The 14,417-nt window shown below is 50.8% G+C and carries 15 protein-coding genes; 9 read left to right on the top strand and 6 right to left on the bottom strand.

The window, feature by feature from the left end; translation table 11 throughout:
* Positions 1 to 20: 20 nt before the first annotated feature.
* The 4 genes from V6M90_RS17275 to V6M90_RS17260 all read right to left on the bottom strand — a co-directional run bounded on the left by V6M90_RS17275 (position 21) and on the right by V6M90_RS17260 (position 6,188).
* Positions 21 to 419: a hypothetical protein gene (locus V6M90_RS17275; RefSeq protein ID WP_332846843.1), complete on the bottom strand. Its 399-nt coding sequence runs from the start codon at positions 417 to 419 to the stop codon at positions 21 to 23.
* Positions 420 to 958: 539 nt separating this feature from the next.
* Positions 959 to 3,706: an AAA family ATPase gene (locus tag V6M90_RS17270; RefSeq protein ID WP_332846842.1), complete on the bottom strand. Its 2,748-nt coding sequence runs from the start codon at positions 3,704 to 3,706 to the stop codon at positions 959 to 961.
* Positions 3,703 to 5,283 carry a hypothetical protein gene (locus tag V6M90_RS17265; protein ID WP_332846841.1) on the bottom strand — a complete coding sequence of 527 codons (1,581 nt, stop codon included), beginning with the start codon at positions 5,281 to 5,283 and terminating at the stop codon, positions 3,703 to 3,705. Before V6M90_RS17265 ends, V6M90_RS17270 begins: the two co-directional genes overlap by 4 nt.
* The gene (locus V6M90_RS17260; RefSeq protein ID WP_332846840.1) at positions 5,280 to 6,188 is read right to left on the bottom strand and encodes a helix-turn-helix transcriptional regulator; all 909 of its coding nucleotides are present in this window, start codon (positions 6,186 to 6,188) and stop codon (positions 5,280 to 5,282) included. The genes V6M90_RS17265 and V6M90_RS17260 overlap by 4 nt, the downstream gene beginning before the upstream one ends.
* A 352-nt stretch (positions 6,189 to 6,540) precedes the next feature.
* Between V6M90_RS17260 and V6M90_RS17255 the strand changes: the two genes are divergently transcribed.
* From V6M90_RS17255 to V6M90_RS17245, 3 genes are all read left to right on the top strand, one after another.
* Positions 6,541 to 6,870 carry a hypothetical protein gene (locus V6M90_RS17255; RefSeq protein ID WP_332846839.1) on the top strand — a complete coding sequence of 110 codons (330 nt, stop codon included), beginning with the start codon at positions 6,541 to 6,543 and terminating at the stop codon, positions 6,868 to 6,870.
* 91 nt (positions 6,871 to 6,961) lie between these two features.
* Positions 6,962 to 7,930, top strand: a complete 969-nt coding sequence (locus tag V6M90_RS17250; RefSeq protein ID WP_332846838.1) for a DUF932 domain-containing protein — start codon at positions 6,962 to 6,964, stop codon at positions 7,928 to 7,930.
* A gap of 67 nt (positions 7,931 to 7,997) precedes the next feature.
* Positions 7,998 to 8,192 (top strand): hypothetical protein, encoded by a 195-nt coding sequence (locus tag V6M90_RS17245; RefSeq protein WP_060691165.1) that lies wholly within the window; start codon positions 7,998 to 8,000, stop codon positions 8,190 to 8,192.
* Between the two features lie 11 nt (positions 8,193 to 8,203).
* Here the strand turns inward: V6M90_RS17245 and V6M90_RS17240 are convergent, their stop codons facing one another.
* Positions 8,204 to 8,551 carry a helix-turn-helix domain-containing protein gene (locus tag V6M90_RS17240; RefSeq protein ID WP_034120722.1) on the bottom strand — a complete coding sequence of 116 codons (348 nt, stop codon included), beginning with the start codon at positions 8,549 to 8,551 and terminating at the stop codon, positions 8,204 to 8,206.
* A gap of 285 nt (positions 8,552 to 8,836) precedes the next feature.
* Here V6M90_RS17240 and V6M90_RS17235 point away from each other — a divergent pair, with 285 nt between their 5' ends.
* The 6 genes from V6M90_RS17235 to V6M90_RS17210 all read left to right on the top strand — a co-directional run bounded on the left by V6M90_RS17235 (position 8,837) and on the right by V6M90_RS17210 (position 13,482).
* Positions 8,837 to 9,496 (top strand): hypothetical protein, encoded by a 660-nt coding sequence (locus V6M90_RS17235; RefSeq protein ID WP_332846837.1) that lies wholly within the window; start codon positions 8,837 to 8,839, stop codon positions 9,494 to 9,496.
* Between the two features lie 32 nt (positions 9,497 to 9,528).
* Positions 9,529 to 9,861 (top strand): hypothetical protein, encoded by a 333-nt coding sequence (locus tag V6M90_RS17230; RefSeq protein ID WP_332846836.1) that lies wholly within the window; start codon positions 9,529 to 9,531, stop codon positions 9,859 to 9,861.
* A 720-nt stretch (positions 9,862 to 10,581) separates the two neighbouring features.
* Positions 10,582 to 11,385: a hypothetical protein gene (locus V6M90_RS17225; RefSeq protein ID WP_332846835.1), complete on the top strand. Its 804-nt coding sequence runs from the start codon at positions 10,582 to 10,584 to the stop codon at positions 11,383 to 11,385.
* Positions 11,386 to 11,926: 541 nt separating this feature from the next.
* Positions 11,927 to 12,382: a hypothetical protein gene (locus tag V6M90_RS17220; protein WP_332846834.1), complete on the top strand. Its 456-nt coding sequence runs from the start codon at positions 11,927 to 11,929 to the stop codon at positions 12,380 to 12,382.
* Positions 12,383 to 12,395: 13 nt separating this feature from the next.
* A complete protein-coding gene (locus V6M90_RS17215; RefSeq protein WP_332846833.1) occupies positions 12,396 to 12,773 on the top strand; it encodes a hypothetical protein in 378 nt (125 codons plus the stop codon).
* A 139-nt stretch (positions 12,774 to 12,912) separates the two neighbouring features.
* Positions 12,913 to 13,482 carry a hypothetical protein gene (locus V6M90_RS17210; RefSeq protein WP_332846832.1) on the top strand — a complete coding sequence of 190 codons (570 nt, stop codon included), beginning with the start codon at positions 12,913 to 12,915 and terminating at the stop codon, positions 13,480 to 13,482.
* Positions 13,483 to 13,722: 240 nt separating this feature from the next.
* Here V6M90_RS17210 and V6M90_RS17205 read toward each other — a convergent pair whose 3' ends face one another.
* Positions 13,723 to 14,391 carry an SLATT domain-containing protein gene (locus tag V6M90_RS17205; RefSeq protein WP_332846831.1) on the bottom strand — a complete coding sequence of 223 codons (669 nt, stop codon included), beginning with the start codon at positions 14,389 to 14,391 and terminating at the stop codon, positions 13,723 to 13,725.
* Positions 14,392 to 14,417: the final 26 nt, after the last annotated feature.

Below are 14,417 nucleotides of genomic sequence, written 5' to 3'. Positions count from 1 at the left end.
TGATGGTGCAGCGGGTTTTCCTACCTGCGCGGAGTATTTATGAAATCTCTCATCTTTACCCACGCTTGGTCTTCTGCATCTATCGCCTCATCAAGCTTTTGCCACTCAGGTTCAAATGATTTGCAAAGCTGCTCAACAAGCCGCCTGGACTTGAGCCACTCGTCCCTCAATGGCTGCCATTTTTTATCCCAAAAAATGTAAGGCCGTTCATCTGGCGAAGAAACCTTGCTCAATGCCCAGTGCATGACAGTGTTTTCGCGGCGGGACGGATCATCCCAAACTACAGTCACTGGATAACCATTCACTTCGCTTGAGCCGGCACTAACATAGCCGCTAGGTCCGACCGATTTAACCTTCCCCAAACCGAAAACCTTGTGGTCGACAACATCGCCTTCCTCGATCCTTTGTTGCTCACTCATAACCAATTGCCTCTTGCGTTATCCGTTTTTGAGGAAGCGACAATGTGCGTCCTTCTACGTCCTCGCCCCGGTTTCTGAGGCCAGGGCTGGAGGCGCAGCTGCGCGATGTTCCTACCTATTGTCGGTTACACCTGATGCCACCAGTAGGTTTGCGTCAGTGACGCTTATAACTGCTCGAGCTGCGTCACAACTGAACACTGGTCCATCAGGATGTCCGCCCTCAATTTTTATATCCGAAAAACTTTTAGGGCAGAACGATACTTCGTCGATCTTAATGATCCCCGCATTCTTATAGATCGTTACTGTGCTTACCATTGATCATTCCTTCCGCTCACAGACGCGGACTCCACGCCTTTCTACGCCCTCGGCCCCGGTTTTTAGGCCAGGGCTGGGGTGCAACTGAACGACTTTTCCTGCTTACTTCGACGGTTTGTGCAGCGGATCGGCGTCTATGAAAATCGCTTTCGGTGCATCTGGCCAGTCACGAAGCATAGCGTCGGTGTCGCCATCATCAAACAACCTCAAAAACCGCATATTCTTTATGATTTGTCTCCCTTGAACCACGATGGAAAAAGACCTTCTTGAAACTTGGTTGCACCAAAAACACTCCCAACCGATGCTGTAGCAGCCGCACGAGCGATAGATTCAAACACTCCGGAAAATTGGGTTGTCCCAGCTGTATCCGATGAGGAATCAGTTGATTCGATGCCCTGTTCTTTTAGTCGGGCCCTTGCCGCGTCTTGGAGTTTTGGATTGGACGCAAGGCGAGTTTTGAGCCAATGATTGTTGCTGTTGGCGAATTCAAGTTGCCAATGTTTGGGCAGGCCGGGGTTGCTGGCAAGGTTCAGCATTATTGACGAGTTTTCGTCGTTTCGCTCAAACGCTACCAACACTCTCACGGCGTCCGCACTAAGGTTGGGATTTTGTGAAAGCTCGAGATAAACCTCTTCGAAGTGGCTGTCTTGGAACGGATGTGAATAGATGATGTTGTAGAAAAAAACCGAGGTCGAACCGGGTTTAATCGCATCCAGAACGGATTGCGCGTCCGATTCAGGTAGCGCTTGTAACAAAAGCGATAGCTGCACGTGTTGATTGATGTTTGGGTTTTTGGCCAGCTTGAGGAAGTGGAGGCCTTCGGCCAGTATTACCATCTGCGCCTCATTTGTCAGGTTCTCCAGGCAGATCAGCGCGTCGATGATCTGAACTGTCTTGTGACTGGCGATTTTTTTGTGATGCGAGGGGTCAAGGACAGGGTTGGCGATGAGCAGGATGAATTGCACGCAGGTTTGGGAGAGTCTTGTGTCCCATAGGGCGTCGATAAGCTGCCCTTGCAACTCGACGGACAAAGTCGACTGTCGGCAGATATCCATGCGTGTTTGATGACTTTTGCTCTTATTGAACAGTGTCAGTTTGACCTCATCAGTGAGGTGCGAACATGCTAACAGCGCGTCCTCCTGAATATAGTCGCTGCCATCCCATTTACCCAGTTCGCTAGCCAGCAGATCCATAGGCGCTCTTGGGTGCAGGCAACTGAGCCGATATATCGACATATCGAAGTCCGTTGCGTTCTTGTCTTTACTCAAACTGCTCGCCAGCAACCGCTCTGTGCAATTGGGATTTCGGTAAACGCTCAGACGCACTTCCAAGTCTGTATCCGTGCTGAGTTTTTCCAGCAGATCATCCGGGCATTCCAGGTGACAAGCGACCTCCTTTCGACGTACCGGATTGGGACTGTCAGCCAGTTGAATCATCTGCGCGATACTCAGTCCGTCGACTCTGGAGGCTGGTTTGAGCTTTAGCTTTTCAAATAACACTTCATATTTGCCAACTTGCTCGCGCAGTGTCTCGCGCAGAGGTACTGTCGCGCGGATGGCGCGCTCGATTTCTTCATGAGTCAGAGGTTGACCATCGAGAAATGCGCTTTCTCGTGCCTCACCGACAGCGTTTTGGATATCGGCACCGGAATAGTCGCGACAGAGCGCCGTCAGTGTCTGTTGCTGCTGCTCGGTGAGTTGTCCCCAGTCTTGCCTGAGGTGAATGCCGAGAATGGCCGAGCGTTCCTTGGCGTTGGGGAACCCCACGTAAAACACTTCATCGAAACGACCTTTGCGAAGCAACTCCGCCGGCAAGGCGCTAATATTGTTGGCGGTGGCAATAACAAACACAGCACCGGTTTTCTCCTGCATCCAGGTCAGGAAGTAACCGAAAAGCCGGGATGAGACTTCGGAACCTTCGCTGCTGCCCATGCCCACAAAGGCCTTTTCCAGTTCATCGATCCACAGAATGCACGGGCTGACGCTTTCGGCCATGGTCAGTGCGCGGCGCATATTGTGCTCGCTTTCACCGACGTACTTGCCCAGCAGCGACCCGATGTCCAGCCGCAGCAGTGGCAATTGGAAAAGGTGTGCGGCGGCTTTGGCGGTCAGGGATTTACCACAACCGGGCATACCCGCGATCAGTACTCCCTTTGGCGCAGTCACCCCGGCGCCTTCGGCTTCGTCCAGCCGACGGAAAATTTCAGCACGGCGTTTGAGCCACTGTTTGAGATTTTCCAGGCCGCCGATATCGCTGGCCGTCTCGCCGACCTTGACCATCTCCAGCACGCCACTCTTGGCGATGATCTGTTCTTTTTCGTAGTGAATCAGGCCGAGTGCGGCCTCATTTAACTCCGGGTGCGGCTGTTGCACCATGGACAGTACCTGGCGTATTTCTTCTTCACTCAACCCGCTGCAAGTAGCTGCCAGGCGTGGCAACAATGCCTGGGGGATGATCAGGTTCTGCTCATCGGCAAAGGATTCGATTTGCCCGATAATTTCCTCGCGCCCCGGCAATGGCAGTGGCAGCAGAGTAATTTGCGCCTCAATCTGCGGCGCAATGAATAGGCTCTCTGCCACTAACACCACTGCGCATTCGCCGCGATGATGGCGCTGGATACGGTTGAGCAATTGCTTTAGGCGAGCGATCGCCAACGGCTGGTTTTCCAGCGCTGCCTTGGCATCCTTGATCACGATCAGCTTGCGGCTGAGATCCTCATCTGCCAGCGCCGGTAGACAGTAGGCCAGCTCGGTCTGGGTGGCCTCGGTACGCGGTTGTTTGGTGCGAAAGTCGACCCAGCCATAGGCTAGGTTCCACTCCATGAGATGCAACTGCAGATTGGTGGCGGCCAGCGTGAGAATTCGATCGACTCGCGCTTCTTCGCTAGACTGTATGTAAAACCCAGGGTAGCCGGCGCTCAAATGGGCATGGAGTTTGTCATTCAGCGATAACGCATTATTAATGGTGCTCATGCGAACAACCCTTTGGCGAAATCACCTAGTCCGCTAAGAAGATTCTTCGTGCCTTCTACAACACTTGAAGCCACACGATTAACCAAGGCGACGGAAGTTTTGACCAGGCTTTTTCCTGTCTCGAAAAGTTGCTCGCCGATTATGCCGCCAGCCATACCGCCAATCATGCCGCCGATGAAGCCACCAGCGACGATGCCTGGTGGCCCGAATACGGTGCCTATCGCCATACCTAAAGCGCTACCCTGCGAGCCCGCTGCGATAGCGCAAACGGCTGAGGTGGTGGTTTGCCCCATGCGGTCGAGTGCTTCTTCTTTGGACAACTGGCCTGTGGCGAGTTGGTAGAGGGTTTTCGTGTTGGAGAGAGCGATGCAAGCAATGTTCGCGATCTGACCAGCTGGGGTTCTTTTCAGTATCGTACCGAGTAGACCGTTCTTTGCCGCGACAACCATCGCGCCGCTGACAGCGACTTGAGTGAATACCTGTGCCGTGCTGTTCAGGGAACTGGTGAGGAATTCTTTGAGATCAACGCTGGCCGGTGGATTTTTCCGCCCCTGGAAGCTATTCCAGGTTCGGCGCGCCAAAATGCGTAAGCCCTGCAGACCTGCCGCGATGCCAGCTCCGATCAACGCCTGTTTACCGATCTGTTTTGCAACGTTTATGCGGTTAGTGTCATTCCATTCATACTGGCGAGCTTCGGCCTCCTCCCGCGCCTTGCGCTGCCATTCCAGAGCCTGTTCCTTGCTGAGCGGCTCGGAACGTACGCCGTCGATTTCGACGACTTCAGTGCTGTTGACGATGTCCTTGCTCTGCCCTTCGGGAACCAGCCGTTTTTGCTCTCCGTATTCCCCTCGCTTAAAAAGTTGCTCGGTGGCCTTTGCATCACCGCCATATTTGGACTGGTATTCATGAACTACGTTGCCTTGACCGTCGACGATCACAATGTCGACTGAATTCAGTCCATTGGAGTTGACGACTTTTGCTCGATACTCGCTGCCTTTGGTTACCGCGTCGATGTTGAAGGTATCGACGTGATGCTGCTCGGCAATGAATCCATCAAGGTTGGGGGAGAAACTGATGTCGCCATTGTTGTTGGTGATCATCACCCGGGCGCCGGATGTTGCTTCAGCAAGTGCCGCGTCGATGCTCGCGGCATAATGGCCAACCCCCAAGGATCCGCTGACCGCTGCGCCTTTCTCCATTTCGCGAGCGATCCAGCTAGCCTCGCTCTGACCACGTTGTAGATGTGTCTGTAAGGAATCGGCAGAGGCATTGAAACGCATGACTGACGCGACCACCTCTTTGGCGGCCGTAAGGCGTTCCTCATCGCTTTGCCAGATGCCTGGGTGTTTGCGAAACTCTTCACCCAGCCATACGTCCATGGGCAGATCGGCATGCTGTTCGCTGGAGTGCACGAATTCGGACAGTAATTGAGCCGTCGCAGCAGCGTTTTCCTCGCCACCTAGTACCTGTTCTTCGATAACCAATGCCTGTTGTTCTTGGTACGCATCGCTACCAAGTACTACGCCGTCCAGCGGGGTTTGATCGTTGGACTCACTCGCGTTAACCACTGGGTTCATTGCTCGGCTCCTGTCATGGGTTGAGTTTCGGATTGCAGGTAGTGTTTTAGGTCGTTGTTCAACTGGGCCTCAAGCCATATCGGTTCGAGGATTCGCACGTGAGGAATCCAGAATCGGATGGTGGGCAAGATCTGATTGGCATGACTGATCGCGCTGCTGACTATTAACTCGCCGCTTTCCATGGTCTGGACAATCTGTTGTCCAGGCACCACCGGGCGACGCAGGAAGTAGTAAGAAATCGCCGGCGCAACGGATAGTCGTACTAGGGTCTTTGTCTTGCTGAACCAGATGTCGTCGTCTTCTTCGATTTGGCGATGTACTTGTGGTTGAGGAACGAAGGTCTGGTCGGTGATGTGCAGCAAGCTAATGCGGCTCAGCGTAAATGCCTTTAACTGGCCATTCTCGGTAGCGGCCAGGTACCAGATGCCTTTGCTGTTTACCAGACGGTATGGAAACAGAGTGCGCGGCTTTTCTGCATAGGCCAGCCGGCATTGCAGGTGTTGGCGAATGGCATTGTTCAACTGCTGGAATTGCAGATCCGTGGGGGAGCCGTTTTCGTGGTGATGAGCCTTAACCAGAAAGTTGCGATGTTCATCAGGATTTAGCAGCGAGTGAAAAAAACGATGTCCACCGTTGGGAAACAGTCGGTTGACGCCGGTGAGCTTCGCGAAGATTTCAAGGTCTCGAGGCTGCAGTTTGCCCTGGTGCTCCGGGGCGAGTTGGTAACGTCCATCTGGCAGGCGTACGACTACATCGGCGAGCCGGCTCAAGTCGCGGTAGATGGTTCGTTCACTAACCCCGAACTTATCTGCTAGATCGTAACGGCACAGCGACCCACCTTGATTGAGCTGCAAAAGAATTCCCGCCAGCCGAACAGCCAGGGTGTCGTGCAGAGGTAAGGCCATGATTGACTGCCCAAATCCGTTGGAAGATTCACCGACTATAAAGTCCATCACTGACAGGTGACGTCAGTGGGTCGATTGAAGGTGTCAATGTGCCATTAAATGGGATTCAATCAAGCCTTTTTTACGGAGCTCTATGCAAGTGAGCGGGTGTGAGCGTCATATGCCTTTTGATGCGTTTTTAGTCACAGGGGAATCAGGCAGATAAATCTCATCAGTTACAGGGCGCTTTACCGGCTCCTTTTGGCCGATTGCGGTCTATCAGAGCGAACAGCAACGTAAGAATGCCCATTCGATTCTAAAAATTCTCAATCACACATCACTACTTTGACATCCCACCATGGAGCTTCGAACCATGTCATTGCAGTGCCCTCGCTGTCATTCCCTTAAAGTCGCTTCTTTCCATCACGCAATGAAAATCGGCGCGGCCATTGGCACCCTAGGCGGCGCTGCTCGTGGCGCCAGCGCCGCACTTGCTGGCAGTCAGGCAGGGGCGCTCGTCGGCGCTATTACCGGCCCGCTGGGAGTTACCCTCGGAGTCGTTTCTGGCGCCATCCTCGGCGGCCTTGTTGGCGGCGCTGGCGGCTGTGCATTAGGCGCTCAACTCGGCGACAAGCTTGACCGCCATGTACTCGCCCACAACCTCTGTCTGAACTGTGGGCATCGCTTCAACCTCCCTGCTTAAACCATTTCCCACTTCTCTCTTTTAATACGTCCGGACAAGGCCACGCGATGCGTGGCCTTTATGCCGGCTCGCACCCTAAGGAATCGTAATCATGGCTCATCAAATCGAACAAATGGCTTACGTTGGTGCGACTCCGTGGCATGGCCTCGGCAGTCAACTGACGCAAAAACAACCTATTGAAATCTGGCAGCGTGAAGCCGGTATGGACTGGCAAATCCAGGAAAGCCCGGTTCACTTTAAGGCCGATGCTATCGGCCATATGGGCAGCATTCACTCATTCCCGGAACAAAAGGTGCTGTACCGCTCCGATACCAAAGCACCGCTGTCGGTAGTTTCCAACCGCTATCAAATTGTTCAGCCGCGTGAGGTGATGGAGTTCTATCGAGACCTGACTGAAGTGTCCGGCTATGAGCTGGAAACGGCAGGCGTTCTGAAGGGAGGGCGTAAGTTCTGGGCATTAGCGCGAACCGGGCAAAACGCCACCTTGAAGGGTAACGATCAGGTTAATGGCTACTTGTTGCTGGCGACCTCGTGTGACGGCACCCTCGCGACCACAGCCACGCCGACCACCGTTCGCGTAGTTTGCAACAACACGTTGAGCATTGCTTTGGATGGTATCCCCCATGCAATCAAGGTCCCACATAACACGCGATTCAATCCGCAGACTGTGAAAAAGCAACTCGGTATTGCCGTCTCTCAATGGGACGAATTCATGTACCGGATGCGCGTGCTCTCCGAACGCAAAGTTCAGTGGCCTGAGGCGATGAGCTTTTTTATGGAGGTGCTATGCGAGACCCATGCCCATGATCCCATTCCCGACGTACTACCCAACAAACGAGCGCTGGAGAAGGTTCAAAACTTGTACGAGGGCAAAGGTCGCGGATCAAACATGGAGTCCGCTCGCGGCACCGCATGGGGCCTGCTAAACGCAGTAACTGAGTATGTCGATCACGAGCGTCGTGCCAGGAGTTCAGAGTACCGGATGGACTCAGCTTGGTTCGGGCAGGGAGCGCAAATCAAGCAACGCGCACTCGACTCGGCTCTTCGACTAGTTGCCTAAAATTGTTTTCGACCAACATGCCTGAGCGATCAACGCTCAGGCATTTGTCCGCCTGAAGGAAAATACGATGAATTTCATACGCTTTGTCGGTCTGCTTTTCATGTTTTTCGGCATTCTGGCCAGCTGCCTATTGGCAGTAGCACTAGCAGTTCTCATGGCTCGCTCCTGGCCAATCCTGATTGCAGTGCTGCTGGCGGGTTTGCTATTCGAGCTAATCACGACAGAAGCAGGGATCGAATTAACTGCAACTGCCCAATCCTGATCTCAATCAAGCTACTTCTGCTTCATGTACGCAACCAACTGCTCAACCATGCTCATGATAAGCAACCGTTCAGCGTGGTTGAGATCACTGATCAGATCAGCCATGCGACTGGCCTGATCCGTAGAGCGGGTACTGGTTTCGGTTAGTAACTCCGCTGTCTCGCAGTCAAAAATCGCGGCGAGCTGCATCAGTCGTGAGATGCCAGGCATGACGATACCGCGTTCAGTACGCGACACAACGTCAAAGCTAACCCCCAATTTTTCCGCGACCTCATTTTGAGTTAAGCCGCAGCGTTTGCGTTGCTTGGCAATGGCCCGTCCCACGACCACTGCCAGTTGTCTTTCTTCAGTGCCCGACATACCGCCCTCCAATTGGAGCGGAATGGTTGGGCATTGCCCCCTGGACAGGAATAGCTAAATATGTCGATACTCGACACAATATGCCAGCATCAAGCTATTTATGCCGAAACAAGGAGCCCGCCGTGCATGACAGCCCAGCCTCGCAGAAGAAAACCCTGTTCCACAGCCCCCACGCTGCACCACCGAACAGCAAATCGTCGGCAATACCGCTCTGAACACTGCACTAAAGCGTAGTTTTTGGGCGCCATGCAAACCCAACCCACAATCAGAAAACCGAGCACTAAGATGAATATTAAAACCTCACTAATTAACGCAATGCTAATAGTAGTTTTACAGGCAGGTGTAGCCATCACAGCCGCTGCTGATGTGGACGTTCGCGTATGCGATAAGACACCGACCCCCGCTCCTATATTGTCGATCAAACATTTCAACTGTTCTCTTCCAAACTCCGTATATCAATCGGTGAACCGGCCTTACGTAGATCAAAATGGAAATCGCTTCATTAAAGCGGTTCCCGGATTTCGACTTACCAGTTGCGATAGCGCGGGAACATGCGCACATCAAGGCGAGTTTATGGGGAATGCACCCGCCGGACTCTACGGCGTTACTACTGGATGGTACTTGGGCACAGATACTTCAGGCGGTGTCGTGGCTTATAAAGAGGGTACTGGTCCTGGATATGGAGGAAAGCAGTTCCAACCGCAGCCTGAGAAGGAGACATCATCGCGCTCGGCAGAAATAAACAAAATGGAGGTTGTATGCATGGCAACAGCGGTTTTTAACTGTTCGATCGGTGGGCAAGACATCGAAGATCAAGATCTACCTAAATATCTTCCACTGGTGGATAAAAAGGATGTAAATAAAAAAGGTGGCAACTGCGATTCAGTACCACTTTGCTACGATAAAAACATGATGCTCTTGGGTCTCAACAAAGACCTATTTTAAACTTATGAATATCGCTAACAATTGGAAATAAAATGGACATCAGTGTTTATTCAGCCAGCGAAATATCTAACGAGGAGATTTCCTCAATGATCGTAGAAAAAAAGTCTTTCAAAATAAAAGAAATCGAATCTGATTTTTTTGGTGACACCGTGAAAACTATAGAAAAGCTAATTGAGTCCCAAGGACTCACATGTCGAGTGTATACCGCAGGACGCATAGCAGCCCTTGGAGTCGGTGCAATTACTATCGTTGGTGGGGTAGCAGCCGGACTTACAATTGCAGCTCACAACATTGCAACCTACAATCCAGACTACGAAATAGCTAAATTCTATCCGACAACGCTAGCCATCACCTACAAGAAATAGAAACTCTCCCCAGTATAAATCAGCCTTATGCCTTCCTTAGCAAAGCTAAGGAAGGCATAAGGCTCAAAATTTTTATTTTTGGATAGCAACTGGATCATGACTCCGCTCGTGGCTCTTCTAATTTGCATTAAATAACAGAGCAGTACTTATTAGTAACTAATATTTCAAGAGCATTTCGAATAATGATCACTATTAGCCGCGAGAAGCATCCTTCGACGCTTCCATGAGAGCTAGGGATCATTAAAAGAAAAGCCAGCGATAAAATGAAGAAACCCGACTCAAAGATTTGCTTGCTTGCGTTGGAAGCGCAGCAATTGGCGTCCGCGCATCAATCTAGGGCTTGTAGAGCATCTAACACTTAATCGCCCTGTAAAAGTTCTCGTATGCGAAACCTTTTACAGGGCTCGATCATGGAACCTTACCTTCTGCACGGGTGTGATCTAGCCATGGAAGACAGCTTTAGCGGATCGGCCCCATGCATTCCGCAGGATGCTGAGACAATTGCTGTGGACATGAATCATCCCCCTGCTAGAGAAGCCGAAGAGCATGCTTGGTGGTCGGTCACATCCGTGGGAGCACGTCTTCGCTAAAACTGTCAGGTGAGCTATTCCCTGTACGGTTTTGCAAATCTATGGGAAACCCCATCTCTCACATATCACTGAAGGAGATGGCATAATGCCGCTACCCTTCACACTCTCGTGGCCGTTAGGAAGTAGAACCATGGCAAAGGATTCATTTCATTACGTCGACAAGGATTTTGGCTCACTGTATTCGACCGCGCTGAAAGCGGTAGCCGACCAAGGTATGAAACTGAAATTCACAGACCGTGCAGGTGGCGTTATCAGTTGTGATTCAAAGTGGAGCATGAAGAGCTTTGGTCAACAAATTAACCTGACAATAGCCACTGACAACCCCGGGGCTCTATTGACCATCAATACAATTTGCGGTCAAGCGTATGACTGGGGCGAGGGAAAAGGTCTGATTCGGGAGCTCAAGTGCGCTATCGATGCTCATTTTGAAGCGCTGGTAAATGCAGAAGCCGTGGACCTTTCCAACTCCACTGCAATGCCAGTGGCTGACGTAGCCAAAGAGGGGCAGGCCCAAGCCGGCTCATTGCGTGAATCAGACATACTGCGACAAAAGAGCAGCCGCACTCACCTTTTCTGGCTGTCGCTCGCTGGCGTTGCAACCGGCGTTGCTTCTATTTACTTTCGCCCAAATAGCTTCGCGGCACTTTGGCCATTGGGACTCGGAGCCGCCGGGCTTGCTGCCTGGTATGTGTGGGGGATGTTCGTACCAAAACAATGCGTGAGCTGTGGTAAGCATACCGTTCGCTGCATAAGCTCAACCGATACGCTAATGGGTGTGCGTAGTGAGCAACGCAGCGTGACCAATTTGAACACTCGTCAAGCCGAATGGGCTCGGGTAACTGTCAGCGACATGGAAAATCGTTCAGCTTACTGCTGTACAACATGCAAGCATGACTGGATTGAAATACACCAATACAAGAAGGATGGTGGCTAAGCCTCTATAGCCGTAGGCGAGAGGCAGCTATGGGGCGAGGCTGTGTGAAAACGTTTTTCAGCGCGACAGGTACTCAAAACCGGACTGGAAATCGCGCTTCTACGCGAAATCCACATCTGCTGACGTGCCGATAAATTTCAGATTTAACGTAGACGCGCGCACTTCAATTTTGGCGAAGCGTTTTTACACACTCTGGGTCGATTGTAGCCGGTCGCGAAAGACCGGAACCGGCCGTAAGCGGTCGCTCAGCCTCGAGTTGCTAGCGGCTGGACAGCAAACATCCGAAGTTGACGACTACACACCTGACCCCACCTTCCTTCAGCACCACCACTGCCCTTTCACTGAACTTCCCATGAACACTTGAAACACCGTAAAGCCGGGACCATTTCCGGCTTTTTTAATGACCTACTATGTTAGGGTTGATGACAAATAAGCATGCAGAGTTAAATATGCCGAAGGCAATTGTTATCGAAGATTATCAGCTGGAGCATGCTGTTCGGGTTGCGAAAGTAAGCCAAAGGGCCCGAACACGGATTAGACCATGAATGCAATCAGGACAGAGCTTGAGAAGGTGGCCCTTGCGTGTAGGGTTGGACTCATTAGCCTCGTTGATGCAAAGGGCTCAACCTTTAACGGATTTCCCTCAGGCGCGTGCGGGGTCGCTTCCGACATTTTGGGGCGATTAGTTTGGGAAACGCTTCAGTATAAAGGGGAGTACGTCTGCGGTACACGTCACCCAAAGCTGAAAGACGGAACGACCCACGCATGGTTTGAGGTCGGTGATTTTATCATCGATATCACATACGACCAGTTTCAAGTTACTGGACTATTCGGCTGGGTTTTCGACCGTAACGATGGCTGGCATGGGCAGTTCCGATCCCAGGAGCGCCGTCAGGGGTTTTGCATGCCGTCCGGATGGCCGGCATACCCGTTGGATGGCTATAAGGCTGCCCGCGAAGAGGCCAAGAAAGTAGGTCTGATTTTTAAGCCGGATTAAATAGGAAAAACCCATGTTCTACAAAAGCATTAAGGCAGGATGTGAGGAAGAAAGCATTAGGATTGGTTTGCCAGAGGATGGCCATGGCAAGCATGGAGCTGTCTTGGCCACCGGTTTCGTCGCCTTTAAAGCGAAGTTTTTGAGCCGAGCTGAACTGGATAAGCTAGTCAATCTTGCCAGGCGGGGAAAAAAGAACTCGATGGCGTACTGGAAAACTTTGAATATGTTTCACTCTCATACTCTGGCAGCGCGAACCTTCGGGAGCCCTATTGGGGTTGAGTTCTTTAATGGATACCTGAAGGCTTTGGAGGACAACTCAGTTCTCACAGCCATTCAGTTATCCGAGCTTCGCAATGATTTGGCTGCTGTAGCGGCTGATAATGCCAATTAAACGAAGGGTTCTCGGCAGGACGTACTGAATAGGAAACTAACGCCGAGCAACTGAGGTAATGATCAAGTGTAAAAATCGGGTCAAACCACATCTGAAATATTGGTGTTCTGATCCCGGCTTTACTCTTGGAGGAGGCTCCGTGATAGTCAAAGAACCATTCATTTTCCCTCATTGGAACTATTTTCTCTGTTTAGAAGACGACGTGATAACGCTTTCACGGTGGGTAGAATTTTCTCAAAGAAACCTTGATTGCTATTCAATCGAGATAGCCCGACTCTTAATGAGTGTATCAGCTGAGGTTGATGTAGTAGCAAGGCTACTATGCAAAAGCCTTAATCCAGACTCTAAAGCTGATAGTATTGGAAAATATCAACAAGAAATATCGACTTCCTTCCCGACAATACCCAAAGCGCTTGCAAGCATTCCTAGGCATGGAATAGAGCTATATCCATGGTCTGAGTGGGTTGCGCCCAGAACAGCGCCAAAGTGGTGGTCAGCTACAAACAAAGTAAAACATCACCGCGAGAGCCATTTCCATCAAGCCACTCTAGAGAACCTGCTCGACGCCATGGGCGGATTGTTAGTTCTACTCATCCTTTACTACAGAAAAGAAGTCCACCGACTCACGCCTTTAAGTCGGTTATTTATCCCGAAGGCTTTTTTAATAAATATGGGCGATAATCATGTTAGATTTATTGACAGAGCCTAACGGTTAGCTCAGTAACACTCGCTGCGTTAGGTTTGTTAGCTCGAGGATAGATACTAAAGGAGAGGTATATGAAGCTTGTATATACTCAACCGGCAACTGGATCTGTTATCGAAAGTCTTGCGGTAAAGGATCTGCGGGAGCGCACATACTTAGCCACAGATCCCGGATATAGCTTAAAGCTTTGACAAAGCCGCTATAGTTAAAGGTTAAAAACTTTTCATTTACTGAGACCATATAGCATCAACCAAAACCTAGCGTGCAGAACGTAGGTGCTACTAAACTAATTTTACTCAACACCGGAATCATCGCCGCTGCTGAAATCACCCAAAAAATCAAGTAGTACCATATACTCGACAGAAACCACAGAAAGGAAACCCAACACGCTTCATATCCTTGGATTTTCTTGTAAGCAAATTCTGCGGACTTCCGATGCGAGGTAATAAAAAAAAGGTCATCCAGGGGCGAGTGATTAATATCGCAGCGACTTTGAATCTGCTCATAAGTGGCAAGCATATCCTCAGCAACTTTCCAACCTTCCACGGGATCAGCTTCGGCCTTATTTATTTCTAAATTAATACTTCGTTGAAGCGCATTTAACTCTTCGGCATTTTTATATAAAGCATCAGCATTGGAACCATTTCTTGATCCCCATTCCATCAGCGATATGGCAATAATTAAGATGCCAGCCAAAATAGAAAGCGAGGTAGCATAATCATCTAGCCCACCTGTCGCATTAAACTCTTTGGCGTAAATTTTCTGTATTACGGCCAACGCAATTGTCTGAACCGAAAACAAAGCCAAGCTTATCGTGGAGAAGAGCTCTTTACGTTTTAGACGACGAGCTGCATTATAGCGCGCGCTCGATGTACGCCAAATATCAGTTCTCAGAGACGCGAGATAGTTTTTCATAATTCTGCTTTAAAAAAGGGCGGCGC

This window comes from Pseudomonas lactucae, assembly GCF_036688725.1.
Classification (GTDB): Bacteria; Pseudomonadota; Gammaproteobacteria; order Pseudomonadales; family Pseudomonadaceae; genus Aquipseudomonas; species Aquipseudomonas lactucae.
This window is presented reverse-complemented; position numbering and strand designations above follow the sequence as displayed.